Consider the following 17,446-nt stretch of genomic DNA (forward strand, 5'->3'; position numbering starts at 1 on the left):
GGGGGATGGCCATGTCTGTCGTCGCCCTGAAATCCCGCCCGGCGGAATCGCCGAAGCCAGAGGCCAAGGTCATGGCCTTGCCCGCGCCGCCAAAGTCCCGACTTGCGATCCGCCGCATTCTTTCAGACATCGCCGGGCGCGTATTGCCGCCCGCAGTGGTTCTGGTGGTCTTGCTGGCCATATGGCAGGTGGCCTTTTCCGGGCAAACTTCGGGTCTGCCTACCCCCTCAACTGTCTGGACAGAGAGCGCAGACCTTATCCTCGACCCGTTCTATGTCTACGGGACCCAAGACATAGGGCTCGGCTGGCGGGTGCTTACCTCGCTGGAGCGGGTGGCCTACGGCTTTGGCCTCGCCGCCGTGGTGGGGGTGCTGGTGGGGGCGATCCTTGGACAGTCGGCGCTGATGATGCGCGGCTTCGACCCTATCTTTCAGGTCTTGCGCACCGTTCCGCCGCTGGCATGGCTTCCCATCAGCCTCGCCGCCTTCATGGACAGCCGCCCGAGCGCCATTTTCGTGATCTTCATCACGGCGATATGGCCCATCATCATCAACACCGCCGCCGGAGTGCGCGCCATTCCGCAAGACTATCGCAACGTGGCCGCCGTGCTGCGGCTGAACCAGATCGAATTCTTCTGGAAGATCATGGTCCCCTCTGCTGCGCCCTACATCTTCTCGGGCCTGCGCATCGGAGTTGGCCTTTCGTGGCTGGCCATTGTGGCGGCCGAGATGCTGACTGGCGGTGTCGGGATCGGCTTCTTCATCTGGGATGCGTGGAATTCTTCAAGACTGACCGACATCATCGTCGCACTGGTCTATATCGGGATCACCGGCTTTGTGCTGGATCGTCTCGTGGGCTGGATCGGCACCGTCGTTTCACGGGGAACAGCGACATGACTTCAACATCTGCAAAATACCTGCACATCGACCGTGTCTGCAAATCCTTCACCAACGGATCAAAGGTCACCGACGTTCTGTCCGACATCCGCCTGACCATCGACAAGGGCGAATTCGTCTCGATCATCGGCCATTCCGGCTGCGGCAAGTCCACACTTCTGAACCTGATCGCCGGACTTACCGATGTGACCACCGGCGCCCTGAAACTGGAGGGACGCGAGGTGAACGCGCCGGGGCCAGAGCGGGCAGTGGTGTTCCAGAACCACAGTCTACTGCCGTGGCTGACGGTGTATGACAACGTGAAACTGGCGGTGAACAAGGTGTTTTCCGCCACCAAAACCCGCGCAGAGCGGCATGACTGGATCTTGCACAATCTCGATCTGGTGCAGATGACCCATGCCGCCGACAAGCGGCCCGGCGAAATCTCGGGCGGGATGCGGCAGCGTGTGGGCATTGCCCGCGCTTTGTCGATGGAGCCGAAAGTGCTGTTGCTGGACGAACCCTTCGGCGCACTGGATGCGCTGACACGGGCGCATTTGCAGGATGCTGTGATGGATATCCACGCCCGTCTTGGCAATACGATGATCATGATCACGCATGATGTCGATGAGGCGGTCCTGTTGGCCGACCGCATCGTGATGATGACCAACGGTCCGGCGGCTACGATCGGTGAAGTGCTGGATGTCGCCATCCCCCGCCCGCGTGATCGCATCGCACTTGCCAGCCACCCCGATTATGTCCGCGCCCGCGAAGCGGTGCTGCGCTTCCTTTATGAACGTCACCGCTTTGTAGAAGCGGCGGAGTAAACCGACATGAAACAGAAACTTGTGGTGATCGGCGCGGGCATGGCCTCGGGCCGGATGCTGGAGCATTTGTTCGAGGCCGGGGGCAACTTTGACGTGACCCTGTTCAACGCCGAACCGCGGGGCAATTACAACCGCCTGATGCTTTCTCCCGTGCTCTCGGGTGAAAAGACCTACGAACAGATCGTGACGCATGACGCGGACTGGTATGAAGCGCACAGCGTCGATTGCCGTTTTGGCGAGCCGGTGGTGAAGATCGACCGTGAAAACCGCATCGTGTATTCAAATGCCGGTGGTGCGCCCTATGACGCTCTGGTGATTGCAACCGGGTCGGCCCCGTTCATCATTCCGGTCCCCGGAAAGGACCTGCCCGGCGTCTGCACCTACCGCGATCTGGAAGACACCAACGCCATGATCGCCGCATCCGCGCCGGGAACCAAGGCCGTGGTGATCGGCGGCGGGTTGTTGGGGCTGGAAGCCGCAGCAGGCATGGCCGCGCGCGGGGCCGAGGTGACAGTCATTCACCTGATGGGTCATCTGATGGAACGGCAGCTAGACCCGGCTGCGGGGTATCTGCTGCAAAAGGACCTCGAACAGCGTGGCATCAAGGTGCATTGCAAGGGCGCAACCAAGGCCATTCTGGGCGAGGGACGGGTAGAGGCGGTGCTGCTGGAAGACGGCACCGTTTATCCGGCCGATCTGGTGTGTATGGCGGTCGGCATCCGGCCAGAAGTGCGGCTGGCGACAGACGCGCATCTGGAGGTGGGGCGCGGTATCACCGTGGATGACCAGATGCGCACGTCAGACCCGTCGATCTTTGCCTTGGGCGAATGTGTAGAGCACAACGGCCAGCTTTTCGGCCTTGTCGCGCCGCTTTACGATCAGGCCAAGGTGCTTGCGGCAACCCTTCTGGAACAGGAAGCGGCTTTCCAGCCAGTGCAAACCGCAACCAAGCTGAAAGTTACAGGGGTTGATCTGTTCAGCGCCGGTGACTTTGCCGATGCGCTAGGGCGCGAGGATATCGTGTTCCGTGATCCGGGGCGGGGGATTTACAAGCGGCTCGTGCTGGAAGGCAACCAGTTGATGGGCGCGGTGATGTATGGCGATACCGCAGACGGGTCCTGGTTCTTTGACCTGATCAAACAGCGCAAGGATGTTTCCGATCTGCGAGACACCCTGATCTTTGGCCCTGCCTTTTCGGGGGGGGCTTCGGCAAACCCTTTGGCAGCCGTTGCAGCCTTGCCGCCTGAGGCAGAAATCTGCGGCTGCAACGGCGTGTGCAAGGGCAAGATCGTGACCGCCATCGAAGCGGGGGCAACCACCTTGGACGCGGTGCGCAGCACCACCAAGGCAAGCGCCAGTTGCGGCACCTGCACCGGACTGGTCGAGCAGGTCATGGCCCTGACCCTTGGCGACGGCTTTAGCGCCAATGCAAATCCGCCGATGTGCAAATGCACCGACCATACGCATGAGGACGTGCGCCGCCTTATCAAGTCACTGGGGCTGAAATCCATCCCTGCCGTGATGCAGGAACTTGGCTGGCGCACGGTCGGGGGCTGCGCGAGTTGCCGCCCTGCGCTGAACTATTACCTGATCGCCGACTGGCCGACAGAATACCGTGATGATCGCCAGTCGCGTTTTGTGAACGAGCGCAATCACGGCAACATCCAGAAAGACGGCACCTATTCGGTTGTGCCGCGCATGTGGGGAGGCGTGACGACCCCGGCAGAGCTTCGCGCCATCGCCGATGCCGCTGACCGATATGCAGTGCCGATGGTCAAGGTGACCGGCGGCCAGCGGATCGACCTTCTGGGCGTCAAGAAAGAAGACCTGCCCGCGATCTGGGCCGACCTGAACGCCGCCGGCATGGTCAGCGGCCATGCCTATGCCAAGGGTTTGCGCACGGTGAAGACCTGCGTCGGGTCAGAGTTCTGCCGCTTCGGAACGCAAGATAGCACTGGCCTCGGGATCAAGCTGGAGAAGCTGCTTTGGGGATCATGGACCCCGGCAAAGGTCAAACTGGGCGTGTCAGGCTGCCCCAGAAACTGCGCCGAAGCCACCTGCAAGGACATCGGCGTCGTCTGTGTGGACAGCGGATACGAGATCAGCGTCGCAGGGGCTGCAGGCATGGACGTGCGGGAAACAGAATTCCTGTGCAAGGTCACGACAGAAGCCGAGGTGATGGAGGTGATCGCCGCCTTCACCCAGCTTTACCGCGAGAACGCCCGCTATCTGCACCGCATCTACAAATGGGTGGCCAAGGTGAGCCTGGACTGGTGCCGCGCGCAGGTCGAAGACCCTGTCACCCGCCGTGCGCTGTATGATCGGTTCATGCTGTCGCAATCGGTTTATCAGACCGACCCTTGGGCCGAACTTGCCGCAAAACCTGCCGACTGGGCCCCTGTGGCCGATCTGACGCTGAGGGCTGCCGAATGACGCAGTTTATCGACATCGCCGCCCTTGACGACATTCCACGGCAGGGCGCGCGGGTGGTCAAGACGCCGGCTGGCTGCATCGCCATCTTCCGGACCGGCGATGACCAGATTTTCGCGCTTGACGACCGCTGTCCGCATAAGGGCGGCCCCCTTTCGGAAGGGATCGTGCATGGTGCGCAGGTCACCTGTCCGCTGCATGCTTGGGTGTTCGATCTGAATACAGGGCTTGCGCAGGGCGCCGATGAGGGAGAGGTGCGGACCTATGCCGTGCGGCTGGAGGCGGGACGCGTTCTGCTCGATGCCGGGTTTCTGGCCCGCAGGTCTGCGGCATGAACGCCGCCATCCGCACCACCTGTCCGTATTGCGGAGTGGGATGCGGTGTGCTGGCTGCGCCGGACGGGCAAGGCGGCATGACCATTTCCGGTGATGCCGACCACCCTGCCAACCGTGGGCGCCTCTGCGTCAAGGGTGCGGCCTTGGGCGAAACAATTGGCACCAAAGGCCGCCTGACGGCACCGCGCGTGAACGGCGACGAGGTGGCATGGGATAAGGCGCTGGAAATGATCGCCACGCGCTTCACGCAAACCATTGCCGACCACGGCCCGGAGTCAGTGGCGCTCTATGTTTCTGGCCAGTTGCTTACCGAGGATTACTACGTCGCCAACAAGCTGATGAAAGGCTTCATCGGCTCCGCCAACATCGACACCAATTCGCGGCTTTGCATGGCCTCCAGCGTGGCGGGCCATCGCCGCGCCTTCGGGTCTGATACGGTGCCGGGCCTCTATGAGGATCTTGAGCTTGCGGATGTGGTGGTGTTGGTCGGCAGCAACCTTGCGTGGTGCCACCCCGTCCTGCATCAGCGTCTTCTGGCAGCGAAGGCAGCGCGCGGCACCAAGATCATCGTGATCGATCCCCGCCGCACGGCAACCTGCGAAGGGGCGGATCTGCACCTTGCGATCGCGCCGGGTGCCGACGCGCATTTGTTCAACCTGCTGCTGTGCCATCTGGCAGATGAAGATCGTCTGGATCAAGATTTTCTGCCGCATGTCACCGGCCTTGCCGAGGCATTGCAGGCCGCGCGTCAAAGCACAGCGGACAGCACGGGCCTTTCGCCAGACGATCTGCGCCGTTTTCTGGCGCTTTGGTCGGGGCATGAGAGGGTGGTGACGGTCTATTCGCAAGGCATCAACCAATCGGACAGTGGCACCGACAAGGTGAATGCAATCCTGAACTGCCATCTTGCCACGGGCCGGATCGGCCGGCCGGGGACGGGGCCGTTTTCGGTAACAGGGCAGCCTAATGCCATGGGCGGGCGCGAGGTGGGGGGGCTGGCAAATATGCTGGCCTGCCATCTCGATCTGGAAAATCCTGACCATCGCACGGCGGTTCAAACGTTCTGGCGCAGCCCGCGCATGGCAGACAAACCAGGGTTGAAGGCTATTGACCTCTTCCGCGCGGTTGAGGACCGGCGGATAAGGGCGCTTTGGATTTTGCACACCAACCCGGCGGTATCTATGCCCGAGGCCGACCGCGTGGCGCGGGCGATTGCTGCCTGTGATTTTGTCGCCGTGAGTGACATCTGGCCCGACACGGACACCGCCCGCCTTGCGCATGTGCTGCTGCCCGCGACCGCTTGGGGAGAGAAGGACGGCACGGTCACCAATTCGGAACGCATGATCAGCCGTCAGCGTGCCTTCATGCCAGCCCCGGGGCAGGCGCGACCTGACTGGTGGCAATTGGCACAGGTGGCACAGCGGATGGGGTTCGCGGGCTTTGATTGGTCTGGGCCGCAAGACATCTTTGCCGAATACGTCGCACTGTCCGGCGTGGCAGGTGCGCTGGGAAGCGATTTTGACATTTCGGGCCTTGCGGGCAGCGACTATGGCGCGATGGAGCCTGTCCGATGGCCGGTGGCGACAAAATCCGGCGGGCGCTTCTTTGGCGATGGCGCATTTCACACGCCGGACGGACGGGGCCGGATGGTTCCTGTCGCCGCGCGACTGCCATCGGCTCTCGGCGCCGAAACATCGCTTCGGCTCAACACAGGGCGGATTCGCGACCAATGGCATACGATGACCAGAACCGGCATGGCTGCGCGGTTGATGCAGCACCTTGGCGAGCCTTATCTCGAAATCCATCCATCCGACGCGCTGCGCCTTGGTCTGGGCGACGCGACACTGGCCGAGGTCTTCAACCCGCTTGGCCGTGCCATCCTGCGCGTGCTGAAAAGCGAAGCGGTGCAGCCCGGTCATCCCTTTGCGCCAATGCACTGGACGGGTCAGACCGCGTCATCGGGCCGGATCGACGCGCTGGTTCCCGGCCTGTGTGATCCGGTGTCGGGCCAGCCCGCCAGCAAATCGGCAGAGGTCACCATCCGCCCCTATCAGGCCGCATGGTATGGCTTTGCCGTATCACGGAAAGATGTGCAGCCGGATTGCGCCTATTGGGCGAAAGCCACGGTGGACGGGGGCGTTCAGCTTGAACTCGCCGGAGGCGAGATCCCCGAAGACTGGCCGTCCTGGGCGTCGCGGCTGTTTGGCCTATCCGGCCCGTCTGCCGTTCTGGCGGACCCCGCGCTGGGGGTGCATCGCATGGCCTTTTTCGATCAGGGGCGCTTGGCTGCGGCGCTCTTTGTCGCACGCTCGCCCGTGCTGCTGTCGCGGCCCCATCTGGTTCAGGCGCTGGGGGAACGCGATGCCACGGTGCTTGCGGGGCGTCCGGCGGCAGACCGTCCTGACCCGGGGCCGACCGTTTGCGCTTGCCTGAATGTGGGGCTGAATACCATTTTGCAGGCCATCACCTCGGACGGCCTCATGACCGTGGATGCCATCGGCGTCGCACTTGGCGCTGGCACCAATTGCGGGTCCTGCCGCCCCGAACTTGCCACCCTGCTTGCACGTCCCAACCTTCGCGAGGCCGCCGAATGAGCTTTATCGAACATCCCGCGACACTGGTGCCCTGCCCTGATCGGGCCACGCGCGGGCGGATCAGTCTGGTCGGCGCAGGTCCGGGAGCAGCAGACCATCTGACCTTGCGCGCGATCCGGTGCCTCGGGATCGCCGATATCGTCTTTTATGACCGTCTGGTAGAACCCGAGGTGCTGGATTTTGTCCGCCCGGGGGCAGAGCGAGTGTTTGTTGGCAAAGAGGTCGGCGCACATAGCTGGCCGCAGACGCGCATCAATGCGGCCATCGTTGCAGCCGCCCTGCAAGGCAAACATGTGGTGCGGCTGAAATCGGGCGACCCCTCCATCTTTGGCCGGGCGTGTGAAGAAATCACCGCTGCACAGGCCCATGATCTGGAGGTTGAGGTTATTCCCGGCGTCACGGCTGCCTCTGCGGCCGCCGCGAGCCTGTGCCAACCCCTGACACGCCGGGGCGCGACAGACCGTGTGGTTCTGGCCACCGCGACCTGCTGCACCGGCGACATGCCTGACCAAATCGCCGAGATCGCCCGCCCCGGGACCACACTGGTTTTCTATATGGCGATGAACCAGTTGCAGGCCCTGTCCGAACAACTCATCGCGCATGGTGTGTCGCCCGAACAGGCGGTGACCGTTTCCACCGAGGTATCGCGCAGATCGGAGCGCACGTTGCACACCTGTTTGTCGCGGCTCTGGCAAGATTGCCAAACCGCCCGAATCCGCAATCCGGCAGTGGTGATGATCGAACTGGCCAAAGACCAGCCCGTCGTCAGCTCTGCCCTTGCCGCATCCCTCTCGGCAAGTCGGCCGGTCTGAGGCCACGCAGCAACTAGCGGAGTGCGGGCAGGATCATATCCCGAAGACTGTCATCAAGGCAGATGCGGGGAGCCCAGCCGGTTGCCGCATGCAGCCTCCGGCAGTCGCCGATACTACGGCTGACGCCGGATGATGCAGGCTGCGCGGCAACATCGACATCTGCCTTCCAATTGCCGATGCGGCATACCGCCTCCAACATGGCATGCAGGTCTACCCCCTTGCCCGAAGCGATGTTGAACAGGCCCCTTGGCCCATTTGGCCGCGCCAGCCCCACAAGGGCCGCAGCCACATCGCGCACATCAACCCAGTCACGCACCACGCCCGAAGCGACGCCAAGTGGCCCCGAGCGGCTGCGCAAAGTGTCGATGAAAACCTGTGGCACCAGACGCTGCGGCTGTCCCGGTCCGATGACATTAAACGGGACCCCGACCGCCAGATCAAGTCCAAGCCGATCGGCCTCGGCAAGGGCGTGCAATGTGGCTGCCGCCTTGCTGACTCCATAGGCAGCAACCGGACGCATCGGATGTGTTTCATCAATCGCTGACAGATCATCCGGCATCGGAGCCCAGATCGCGGCAGAGGACACGATCACCAGACGAAGAGATTCTGGCATACGCGCCGCAGCAGAAATCAGTCGCGTGGTCGCCGCCAAGTTATCGGCATCCAACTGCGCGCGGCCCTCGTCCGTATCGGCGGCGAAGGTTCGGCCCGCGCAATGGATGATCGCATCAGGCTGCAGGTTGTGCAGAAGATCATCCAGCGGGTCATTCACAAGATCCGCGCTGACACAGGCAAAGGGCTGCCCCTCTTGGCCGGGCGACATGGTACGGACAAGGCCGATTGGTTCGGCACCTGCTTGCAGAAGGTGATGCACCACATGACGGCCAACAAACCCCGCGGCACCGGTAACGAGAACCCGCAGACCCTTCATCCTGTGCCCTGCATCCCAAAAGCCCTTATCGATCAGCGGCCCGTTTCAACAGCCAGTTGAACACGCCAAACCAGCATCGGCAAACCGATTTGCATATGGGGCGACCCCGGCGGGCAGAGCAAAGTCCCCGCCATGGTGGCGCTGCCCGTGACACGTTTCTCCGACAGTTCCGGAAAAAGCGTCCGGCTAGACATAAACTTCCGCAGCCTTTGGTCGTTTGGACAGTGAACATTTGTGAGGTGCCAATCAAGCGAGGAGCCTACGCATGCCGTCTGTCGGGGTCTTCTTTGTCGTTGCGATGGCCCTGACGGGTCTGGCGGGTGCGGTGATTGCGCCCGTCTTGGCGATGCCTCCGGCAGGGGCAGGCGAAGGCCCGTTTCTGGTGGTGGCGCTGCCTGTTGCAGGCGGTGCCGAAGCCGTGGTTGAGCGGGCTGGCGGGGCATCTGTGACACCCGTTCCGGCACTGATGGGGGTCATCGCTTCCGGAGCGTCGGCCGATAGGCTGCGCGCGGCAGGGGCGTTTCTGGTGCTGGCACCTCCCGATCCATCCTTCTTTTGCAATTAAGGCCAAAGGCCGAAAGGAATACCGGAATGACCGACCAAACCCGCCATGCCCATACTGCGGACGGGACACGCCTTGCACGAATTGCCTCTTTGGCGGTGAGTCCGGTTCCGCCCGTCACGGCAGCACTGATGGGCGCTCCTGTCCTGCCCATCCTGCTGCCCAGCCTGATGTTCGGAGCCATGGCGCTGGTCGCGATTCGTCTGGATGCCAAGGTGAGACCGCTTGCATTGACGGTGGCGATGGTGGGCATCTGCATGATGTTCACTGCGGCCTTTGCAGGGCATGCTTGGCAGATCGATGCGCATATGGCCTTCTTTGCGGCTTTGGCCGTGGTGGCGACGATGGACAGCATTCCGGCGATGGTCCTTGCGGTGGTCTTGACCGCCGCCCACCATCTGGCACTGGGATATCTGCTGCCGGCTCTGGTCTATCCGTCAAGCTCTCCGGGCGAGAACCTGATGCGCACCGTGATGCATGCGGTGATCGTATTGGCCGAAGCGGGCGTTCTCTGCCTCGCCATCCTGGGCCGCAGCCGGGCGAAGTCTGTGATTCAGAAGGGGCGGGACGAACTCGCGGAGACTGTCGCAGAGGCGCAAGAGGCGCGCAACCTAGCCGAGCAGGCGCGGGAGCGCGCTGTGGAGGCCGCTGACCGCATCCGGTCGGAAGGGCGACATGTCCTGGCGGCTGTGGAAGAGGTGGCGCAGGCGGCACGCGCGGCGGCGACCCATGCCCAGAACTCGGGCAAGTTGGTGACGCGCGCACGGAGCGACGCCGATGCGGCACGCGACACTGTGGCCGAGTCGATCAAGGCGATGGGGTCTATGCGGGAGGCCTCTGACAGCATCGGGCAGATCGTCGAGCTGATCGACGAGATCGCGCGGCGGACAGACCTTCTTGCGCTGAACGCGGCGGTGGAATCCGCGCGGGCGGGCGATGCAGGACGCGGTTTTGCCGTGGTTGCCAACGAGGTGCGCAAACTGGCACAGCAATCGGCGGATGCCACATTGCAGATCCGCAATCTGGTGACGGTGTCCGCCTGCCGTGTGCGCGACGGGGCCGCGATGGTGGAAAAGGCGGGCGTTTCTCTGAACAGGATCACCGACGGGATCATCGACCTCGACCAGCGCATGCAGGAAATCTTCGACGGGGCAGAGGCGCAATCCCGCGGCCTGGGCGAGGTAACTGTTGCCATCGCGCGGCTCGACGGGCTGACCGAGCCTGGCCCGGTTCGCAAAGGCAGGCCCGTGCTTGCGCCTGTCCAAACCCTTCGCGAGGCGGGTTAGCCGAAAACGCGATGCGCAAGGCCCGTGGGGTTACGAAGGGGCTTTTGGCCGCTTCCGCATGACTGGCCGGGCGCCTGATCAAACGGCAATGGTTCGCGTGTGTTTCACGATGATGGTTCAAGTGGCTGAACACATCTCATGATAGCGGGGCAAAGACATTGGTGATCCCGACAGGACTTGAACCTGTAACCTGCCCCTTAGGAGGGGGCTGCTCTATCCAGTTGAGCCACGGGACCACGCGCGTCATTCATGCGGAAAATCACATGTGGATTCAAGCGCGGAGTTTGAAGCGCTGCTTGGCCGAGGGAATGACAGGTCTGGGATAAGAAAAAGGGGGAGTGAGTTTTGGCCCACCACTCCCCCTCCGGGTCCGTTGCGTCTGGGTTGAGAGCTTGCAGGACGCGCAGGATATCGCCGACCGATCTTTGTGGCCGTTAGCGGTAACATAGCAAAAGAATCGGCCTTGGACAAGGGCCCTGTTTGGCGCTAACAAGAAAAGGCGCCCGCAGCAGAAGGCCCGATCCCTTGGCAAAGCCCCCGCATCCCGATCCCCGTCGCACTCTGACCCTGCGCGATGTTTCCGAGGCGTCCGGGGTCAGCGAAATGACCGTCAGCCGCGTCTTGCGAAATCGCGGCGATGTCTCTGAAACCACACGGGAAAGAGTGCTGGAGGCAGCGCGGCGGCTCGGCTACGTTCCCAACAAGATTGCAGGAGCGCTGGCGAGCCAGAGGGTCAATCTGGTTGGCGTCATCATTCCCTCGCTGTCCAACATGGTGTTTCCCGAGGTCATGACCGGCATTTCCGACGTGCTGGAAGACACCGGATTGCAGCCCGTGGTGGGCGTGACGAACTATCTGCCCGAACGTGAAGAAACCGTGATCTATGAAATGCTGAGCTGGCGGCCCTCGGGGTTGATCCTTGCGGGGCTCGAGCATAGCGAGGCCAGTCAGGCGATGCTGGCGCAGGCCGGTGTGCCTGTTGTGGAGATCATGGATATTGACGGCACACCGGTGGATTCTGCCGTCGGCATTTCGCATCGCCGCGCCGGACGCAAGATGGCCGAGGCGATCATGGCGGCGGGCTACCGGCGCATCGCTTTTCTTGGCACCCAGATGCCCAACGATCACCGCGCGAAAAAGCGGCTTGCAGGTTTTGAAGAAGTGCTGGCCCGTGAAGGCCTGCAGTTGGCGGATCGTGAGTTTTATTCCGGGGGGTCGGCCTTGCTGAAAGGCAGGGAAATGACAGCCGCTGTGCTGAAACGCACCCCGGATGTCGATTTCTTGTATTATTCCAATGATATGATCGGTGCGGGCGGGCTTTTGTATTGCCTCGACCAGGGCATCGATGTGCCCGGACGTGTGGGACTGGCCGGATTTAACGGGGTAGAGCTTTTGGATGGCTTGCCGCGCCGGCTGGCAACGATGGATGCCTGCCGACTTGATATCGGGCGGCTGTCCGCCGAAATCGTGTCGGGCAAGCGGCCAAATGGGATCATCGGGGGCGAAATCATAGAACTTTCGCCGACCTTGCAACCGGGTGATACGATCAGGTCGGCCTAGCTTGGCGGCACAAGCCTTTTGATCGCAGCGACATGGTCAGCCGTAGCCGCCATGGCATCCGAGGCGATATTGCGCGCCTCGTCCAACAGGTTTTCGGGTGGCGTGATCCGGTCGATCAGCCCCCACGCAAGCGCTTCGGCCGCATCAATGCGGGCACCACCCATCAGAATCATCTTGGTGCGGGCAGGACCGATCAACGCGGCCATGCGGCGGGGGTCTGTGGCCTGCGGCAGAAAGCCAAGTTTCATCACCGGATAGAAGAATTTTGCACCTGGCACCGAGAGCCTGACATCGCAGGCCAAGACCATGCCCATGGCACCGCCAGCCAGAGTGCCGTTCAAGGCGGCAATCGTCAGGAAGGGCAAACCCGCCACCCGTGCCGACAGGCGCTCCCACACCGGATCGGTGGCAAGACCAAGGCGCGCGTCATCGAGATCGGCCCCGGCGGAAAAGACATGGCCCGCGCCGGTCAGGATGACCGCCCGCACGCCCTTGAGTTCGGCCTGCGCAAGCGTGGAGTCCAGTTCCTCGAGCATAAGCCGTGTCAGCGCATTCGCCTTGTCCGTCCTGTTAAGCGTCAGCGTCAGCAGCCGCCCTTCCAGTTCAACATTGATCATTCCAACACTCCAATCGCGCGGCGGATGCTTTCATCCCGCAGCTTTACCTCTTCGCCCAGCCACGGGTCGCCCCCCGCGCCGCACATCCACAACAGGCATTTGGCGGGCCATTCGGCGGGAATGTGAACCGCCGGATCAAGCGCCGACACCGGATTGATCCCGCTTGCCTTGATGCGGACCTGCATATCGGTGGCGACCGTCCCCGGCGATAGTCCCATGATACGCAATCCGTTTTGTCCCTCTTCCAGATGTGCCGCGCGGGTCAGCATCGCCGCCCCGGCCTTTGCGGCACAGTAGGCGCTCCACCCTTCCAATGGGTTACTGGCAGCGCCAGAACTGACGGTGATAATCGTTCCGCTGCCAGCAGCCTTCATCACCGGAATTGCAGCGCGCATTCCGTTGAAAACACCCTTGAGGTTCACATCGATCGCCTGCCCCCAGTCTGAAGCTTTTGCATGCTCTATCCGGGCAATCGGGTCTATCATGCCGGCGTTGTTGATAAGCGCGTCCAGACGTCCCCAGCGTTCCATGACGGCCTGCACCGCCGCATCCACCGCCGAGGCATCGGCCACGTCGCAGGGCAGCGCGATGGACGCCGCGCCGATCTGCTCGGACAGTGCCGAAATCTCGGTCGTCGATCTGGCCAGCAGGGCCACGCGCCACCCGGCCGAAGCAAAGACTCGCGCCGCCGCTGCGCCAATGCCCCGGCTTGCGCCTGTGATGATAACGGTTTTGCCGGTCATGTTCGCGATCCTCTCTGATGCCGGAAGCACTTTGCAAAATCAGACTGACTTGAGAAAGCCTTGACGCGCAACCGTGCCAAACAGAGGATAAGGTCGAAACTGGGTGCGTTCTCAAAAAGGTGTATCATGTCAAATTCAATCGGGATGATGGCTCCGGCAATTCTGGCAGCCTGTCTTGCCGCCCCGGCGATGGCGCAGGTCACGCCCGAAGAGGTTTGGCAGGGCTGGCAGAAGATGGGGGCCAGCTATGGTCAGGCGATCATCGCCGATCAGGTGGTGCGGGACGGCGACACTCTGGTCGTGTCGGGGATGAACCTCAGCATGGATCAGGACGGCGCCCAGATCGAAGGCAGCATTGATGAGGTGCGCTTTCGAGATCGGGGCGATGGCACCGTAGAAATAACCATGACCGACAGCTACGCCATCGACATGGCCCTCGCTTCAGATGATGGCACCAGCCAGAGCGTGACAATCACAATGACCCAACCCGGCATGACGCTGATTGCCGGGGGAAGCGCGACGCAAACATCATATGATTTCGATGCGCCGTCCGTCGAAATGGCAATGACCGTCACCGAAGATGCCGAGCCGCAGGCCGATGTGCAGGCAACCCTGACGGGACTTTCGGGCAAGTATCTGGTCGACACTCAAGAAAGCAGCACCGTTCTGGACAGCACCCTGGCGGTAGAGGGCCTGACTTTCGAGGTTGCGGCAGGAGATGACACGAACGGTGCCACGGTTGGCGGAACGCTCGAGGCACTGAAGATGGCGTCAAGCGGGACCTTCCTCGGGGTCGAAGCGATGGACGACGTCGCCCAGGCGCTTCGCGATGGTTTCTCCGCCAATACCGACTTCAGCTTTGGCAAGGGGAACTATTCTATAGATGTCCTTGAGGCGGGCGCGGCAAGCAAGATCGTCACGTCCAACGAGACAGGCCATTTCAGGCTGGCGATGAATGAAGGCGGCCTGCAATACGGAGCGGGCGGCACAGGTGTGGCGATGACGATCACAGGGGGAGATATTCCCTTTCCGGAGGTGAAGCTGACCTATGCAGAAGCCTCGTTCGATTTTCTGATGCCGCTGCTGGCGTCCGATACTCCCACGGATTTCAGCTTCCTGACCCGAATTGTCGATCTGACGGTTTCTGATGAAATATGGGCAATGTTCGACCCCACGGTTGCCCTGCCCCGCGCGCCCGCGACCCTTGTTCTTGACACCAAGGGTAAGGTGAGGCTGACGTCGGATCTGGTGGATGAAGAAGAAATGGCTGCGCTTGGCGAAGCGGCGCCGGGCGAAATTCACGCGCTGGATCTGACTGATCTGACAGTGAAATTCGCCGGGGCAGAGCTGAACGGCACCGGGGCCATGACCTTTGACAACAGTGACACAACTTCGTTTGATGGCATCCCCGCCCCGACCGGCAAGATTGATCTGGTGATCCGTGGTGGCAACGCCTTGCTTGACAAGCTGGTCACCATGGGGGTGATCCCGCAAGATCAGGCGATGGGCACGCGCATGATGATCGCGATGTTTGCCAAGCCGGGCGAAGGCACGGATGTGCTGAACTCATCTCTCGAATTCCGAGACAAGGCCTTCTTTGCGAACGGCCAGCGGCTCAAGTAACCGCTCGCGCGCATGGAGCGGCCCCCGGCAGGTGTGGGGGCCGTTCCATGCCGTGACGCTCGCGACTTGCGCGAAGGGGCATGACGGATTACCTCGACCACAGCACAGTGCAAGGAACCCGACATGACCGATCTTTCGCGCCTGACCGAAGCCCTTTTGTCTGCGGCCCGTCGCGCCGGGGCGGATCAGGCCGATGCACTCGCGATGGGCGGCACATCGCTGTCGATCGATATTCGTGCGGGCAAGCTGGAGCAGGCGGAACGGTCCGAAGGAACCGAGATCGGGCTGCGCGTCTTGATCGGCGGACGGCAGGCCTGCGTTTCGGCTTCAGATGTTTCCGATGCAACAATTGCGGCCTTGGCCGAGCGCGCGGTGGCAATGGCGCGCGAAGCCCCAGCCGATCCTTATGCGGGGTTGGCTGATCCCGATCAGATTGCACGCGACTGGAATCTCGATGCGCTTGAACTGGCCGACCCAGCGCCTGAGCCGGGTGCGGCGGAGCTGGAGGCCGCTGCACGCCGGGTCGAAGCCGCCGCGATGCAGAGCGCAGGCATCAGCCAGGTCGAAGCATCGGCCAGCTACTCCAGACGCGCCATGCATCTTGCAGCGTCAAACGGGTTCTCGGGCGGTTATGGCCGCACCTCCCATTCGCTTTCTGCTGTTGCCTTCACCGGCGAAGGCACCGCAATGGAACGAGACTGGGCTGCCGAGGGCCGCATCTATGCCAGTGACATGCCAGCCGCCGAAGGGATCGGACAATTGGCAAGCGAGCGCGCCTTGCAGCGGGCAGGCGCCGTGCGGCCAAAGACGGGAACCTATCCTGTCTTGTTTGACGAGCGGGTGGCCTCCAGCCTGATCGGCCACTTGCTCTCGGCTACCAATGGTGCGGCAATTGCGCGGGGCGCATCCTGGTTGCGCGATGCCCTGGGACAGCAGGTGCTGCCCTCGCATCTTTCGGTAATCGAAGACCCGCACCGGGTCCGGATCGGGTCAAGCCGCCCCTTTGATGCCGAGGGTCTGCCGACCCGACGCCGCATGATCGTTGAGAATGGCGTGTTGACCGGGTGGACGCTGGATCTGGCAACGGGCCGCAAGCTCGGGATGCCATCGACGGGCAATGCTGCGCGGGAGGCATCTTCCCCGCCCTCACCCTCCACAAGCAACATCGACCTGACCCCCGGCCAGTTCACGCGGGATGATCTGATTGCGCAGATGGGGACCGGACTTTTGGTAACCTCGATGATCGGCTCGACGATCAGCCCGACCACGGGCGATTATTCGCGGGGTGCCGCAGGGTTCTGGGTGGAAAACGGGGCCATTCAGTATCCGGTAAATGAATGCACCATCGCGGGAAATCTGCGAGAGATGCTGTTGCGCATCATCCCTGCCAATGACGCGCGCGTGCATCTTTCAACACGGGTTCCATCGCTGCTGATTGACGGGATGACCCTTGCCGGGGTCTGACCTTTCACTGTTGGCAGAGGCCGCCCGCGCTGCGGGCGACATCGCCATGCGGTTCTGGCGGCGCAGTCCGCAGGTCTGGGACAAAGGCGGCGATCATGGCCCGGTGACAGAGGCCGATCTTGCGGTCAATGACATGCTCAGACAGCGGCTTTTGTCCGCGCGGCCGGATTATGGCTGGCTTTCGGAAGAAACCCCCGACTCTGGCGGCAGGCTGTCTGCGCGGCGCATTTTCATCTTGGACCCGATTGACGGCACGCGCGCCTTCGTCGCCGGAGAAGACAATTTTGCGGTTTCCATCGCTGTTGCCGAAGCAGGACGCGTGATTGCGGGGGCTGTGATGATGCCAGCCAAAGACAGGCTTTACACCGCCGAAGTCGGGGGGCACGCGCTTTGCAACGGCGCCACGATCAAGGCCGGAACGCGCACCGATCTGGTGGGGTCAAATCTTCTGGCGACCAAGGCAAACATGGAACCCGCGCATTGGCCCGGCGGCGTGCCGGAATTGCGGCGCAGTTTCCGAACGTCTCTTGCCTATCGGCTGTGCCTCTCTGCCGAAGGCCGTTACGACGGCATGATCACATTTCGCGATACATGGGAATGGGACATCGCTGCGGGAAGCCTGATCTGCGAATGCGCAGGGGCGCGGGTGACGGACCGGAGCGGCACGGCGCTGCGCTTCAACTCGCCAGAGGCGATGACAAAGGGCGTCATCGCGACCAACCCCGCGCTGCATCGGGCCATCATGGCGCGTCTGTAAAAAAGGGGAAAGCCGCAGCTTCCCCCCGTT

The 17,446-nt window shown here is 62.4% G+C and carries 15 protein-coding genes and 1 tRNA gene; 12 read left to right on the plus strand and 4 right to left on the minus strand.

Going from position 1 to position 17,446, the window contains the following annotated elements; genetic code table 11:
* Nucleotides 1-11: 11 nt before the first annotated feature.
* Genes ntrB through cobA form a run of 6 tightly spaced genes read left to right on the plus strand, consistent with a single transcriptional unit; the run spans nt 12 to nt 7,873 of the window.
* A complete protein-coding gene (gene ntrB, locus G3572_RS09305) occupies nt 12-896 on the plus strand; it encodes a nitrate ABC transporter permease (protein WP_164611048.1) in 885 nt (294 codons plus the stop codon).
* Nucleotides 893-1,702, plus strand: a complete 810-nt coding sequence (locus G3572_RS09310; protein ID WP_164611050.1) for an ABC transporter ATP-binding protein — start codon at nt 893-895, stop codon at nt 1,700-1,702. Before ntrB ends, G3572_RS09310 begins: the two co-directional genes overlap by 4 nt.
* A gap of 6 nt (nt 1,703-1,708) precedes the next feature.
* Nucleotides 1,709-4,135 (plus strand): nitrite reductase large subunit NirB, encoded by a 2,427-nt coding sequence (gene nirB, locus G3572_RS09315; RefSeq protein ID WP_164611052.1) that lies wholly within the window; start codon nt 1,709-1,711, stop codon nt 4,133-4,135.
* On the plus strand, nt 4,132-4,467 hold the full coding sequence (nirD, locus tag G3572_RS09320) for a nitrite reductase small subunit NirD (RefSeq protein WP_164611053.1): 336 nt from the start codon (nt 4,132-4,134) through the stop codon (nt 4,465-4,467). Before nirB ends, nirD begins: the two co-directional genes overlap by 4 nt.
* Nucleotides 4,464-7,061, plus strand: a complete 2,598-nt coding sequence (locus tag G3572_RS09325) for a nitrate reductase (protein WP_164611055.1) — start codon at nt 4,464-4,466, stop codon at nt 7,059-7,061. The genes nirD and G3572_RS09325 overlap by 4 nt, the downstream gene beginning before the upstream one ends.
* Nucleotides 7,058-7,873, plus strand: coding sequence for a uroporphyrinogen-III C-methyltransferase (gene cobA, locus G3572_RS09330; protein ID WP_164611057.1), 816 nt, complete (start codon nt 7,058-7,060; stop codon nt 7,871-7,873). The genes G3572_RS09325 and cobA overlap by 4 nt, the downstream gene beginning before the upstream one ends.
* A gap of 13 nt (nt 7,874-7,886) precedes the next feature.
* Here cobA and G3572_RS09335 read toward each other — a convergent pair whose 3' ends face one another.
* Entirely contained in the window at nt 7,887-8,804 is a 918-nt protein-coding gene (locus G3572_RS09335; protein WP_164611059.1) for an NAD-dependent epimerase/dehydratase family protein, read from the minus strand.
* A gap of 265 nt (nt 8,805-9,069) precedes the next feature.
* On the opposite strand from G3572_RS09335, the gene G3572_RS09340 reads away from it, so the two are divergent.
* Both G3572_RS09340 and G3572_RS09345 read left to right on the plus strand, forming a co-directional pair.
* Entirely contained in the window at nt 9,070-9,369 is a 300-nt protein-coding gene (locus G3572_RS09340; protein ID WP_164611061.1) for a hypothetical protein, read from the plus strand.
* Nucleotides 9,370-9,395: 26 nt separating this feature from the next.
* Nucleotides 9,396-10,652 (plus strand): methyl-accepting chemotaxis protein, encoded by a 1,257-nt coding sequence (locus G3572_RS09345; protein WP_164611063.1) that lies wholly within the window; start codon nt 9,396-9,398, stop codon nt 10,650-10,652.
* A 159-nt stretch (nt 10,653-10,811) separates the two neighbouring features.
* Here the strand turns inward: G3572_RS09345 and G3572_RS09350 are convergent.
* Nucleotides 10,812-10,888 (minus strand) — tRNA-Arg (locus G3572_RS09350).
* A gap of 289 nt (nt 10,889-11,177) precedes the next feature.
* Here G3572_RS09350 and G3572_RS09355 point away from each other — a divergent pair.
* On the plus strand, nt 11,178-12,212 hold the full coding sequence (locus G3572_RS09355; RefSeq protein WP_164611065.1) for a LacI family DNA-binding transcriptional regulator: 1,035 nt from the start codon (nt 11,178-11,180) through the stop codon (nt 12,210-12,212).
* Here G3572_RS09355 and G3572_RS09360 read toward each other — a convergent pair.
* Nucleotides 12,209-12,829: an enoyl-CoA hydratase/isomerase family protein gene (locus G3572_RS09360; RefSeq protein ID WP_164611067.1), complete on the minus strand. Its 621-nt coding sequence runs from the start codon at nt 12,827-12,829 to the stop codon at nt 12,209-12,211. The genes G3572_RS09355 and G3572_RS09360 overlap by 4 nt on opposite strands.
* Complete coding sequence (locus G3572_RS09365) at nt 12,826-13,581, minus strand: SDR family oxidoreductase (RefSeq protein WP_164611326.1); 756 nt, start codon at nt 13,579-13,581, stop codon at nt 12,826-12,828. The genes G3572_RS09360 and G3572_RS09365 overlap by 4 nt, the downstream gene beginning before the upstream one ends.
* Before the next feature lie 117 nt (nt 13,582-13,698).
* Here G3572_RS09365 and G3572_RS09370 point away from each other — a divergent pair, with 117 nt between their 5' ends.
* From G3572_RS09370 to G3572_RS09380, 3 genes are all read left to right on the plus strand, one after another.
* Nucleotides 13,699-15,195 carry a DUF2125 domain-containing protein gene (locus G3572_RS09370; RefSeq protein ID WP_164611069.1) on the plus strand — a complete coding sequence of 499 codons (1,497 nt, stop codon included), beginning with the start codon at nt 13,699-13,701 and terminating at the stop codon, nt 15,193-15,195.
* Nucleotides 15,196-15,318: 123 nt separating this feature from the next.
* Nucleotides 15,319-16,659 (plus strand): TldD/PmbA family protein, encoded by a 1,341-nt coding sequence (locus G3572_RS09375; protein WP_164611071.1) that lies wholly within the window; start codon nt 15,319-15,321, stop codon nt 16,657-16,659.
* On the plus strand, nt 16,646-17,416 hold the full coding sequence (locus G3572_RS09380) for a 3'(2'),5'-bisphosphate nucleotidase CysQ (protein WP_164611073.1): 771 nt from the start codon (nt 16,646-16,648) through the stop codon (nt 17,414-17,416). Before G3572_RS09375 ends, G3572_RS09380 begins: the two co-directional genes overlap by 14 nt.
* Nucleotides 17,417-17,446 lie beyond the last annotated feature (30 nt).

This window comes from Pseudotabrizicola algicola, from assembly GCF_010915705.1.
Classification (GTDB): Bacteria; Pseudomonadota; Alphaproteobacteria; order Rhodobacterales; family Rhodobacteraceae; genus Pseudotabrizicola; species Pseudotabrizicola algicola.

Excerpts from the sequence above, each read along its gene's own strand:
- ntrB (WP_164611048.1), top strand. The coding sequence starts at position 12 with ATGTCTGTCGTCGCCCTGAAATCCCGCCCGGCGGAATCGCCGAAGCCA.
- G3572_RS09310 (WP_164611050.1), top strand. The coding sequence starts at position 893 with ATGACTTCAACATCTGCAAAATACCTGCACATCGACCGTGTCTGCAAA.
- nirB (WP_164611052.1), top strand. The coding sequence starts at position 1,709 with ATGAAACAGAAACTTGTGGTGATCGGCGCGGGCATGGCCTCGGGCCGG.
- nirD (WP_164611053.1), top strand. The coding sequence starts at position 4,132 with ATGACGCAGTTTATCGACATCGCCGCCCTTGACGACATTCCACGGCAG.
- G3572_RS09325 (WP_164611055.1), top strand. The coding sequence starts at position 4,464 with ATGAACGCCGCCATCCGCACCACCTGTCCGTATTGCGGAGTGGGATGC.
- cobA (WP_164611057.1), top strand. The coding sequence starts at position 7,058 with ATGAGCTTTATCGAACATCCCGCGACACTGGTGCCCTGCCCTGATCGG.
- G3572_RS09335 (WP_164611059.1), bottom strand. The coding sequence starts at position 8,804 with ATGAAGGGTCTGCGGGTTCTCGTTACCGGTGCCGCGGGGTTTGTTGGC.
- G3572_RS09340 (WP_164611061.1), top strand. The coding sequence starts at position 9,070 with ATGCCGTCTGTCGGGGTCTTCTTTGTCGTTGCGATGGCCCTGACGGGT.
- G3572_RS09345 (WP_164611063.1), top strand. The coding sequence starts at position 9,396 with ATGACCGACCAAACCCGCCATGCCCATACTGCGGACGGGACACGCCTT.
- G3572_RS09360 (WP_164611067.1), bottom strand. The coding sequence starts at position 12,829 with ATGATCAATGTTGAACTGGAAGGGCGGCTGCTGACGCTGACGCTTAAC.
- G3572_RS09370 (WP_164611069.1), top strand. The coding sequence starts at position 13,699 with ATGTCAAATTCAATCGGGATGATGGCTCCGGCAATTCTGGCAGCCTGT.
- G3572_RS09375 (WP_164611071.1), top strand. The coding sequence starts at position 15,319 with ATGACCGATCTTTCGCGCCTGACCGAAGCCCTTTTGTCTGCGGCCCGT.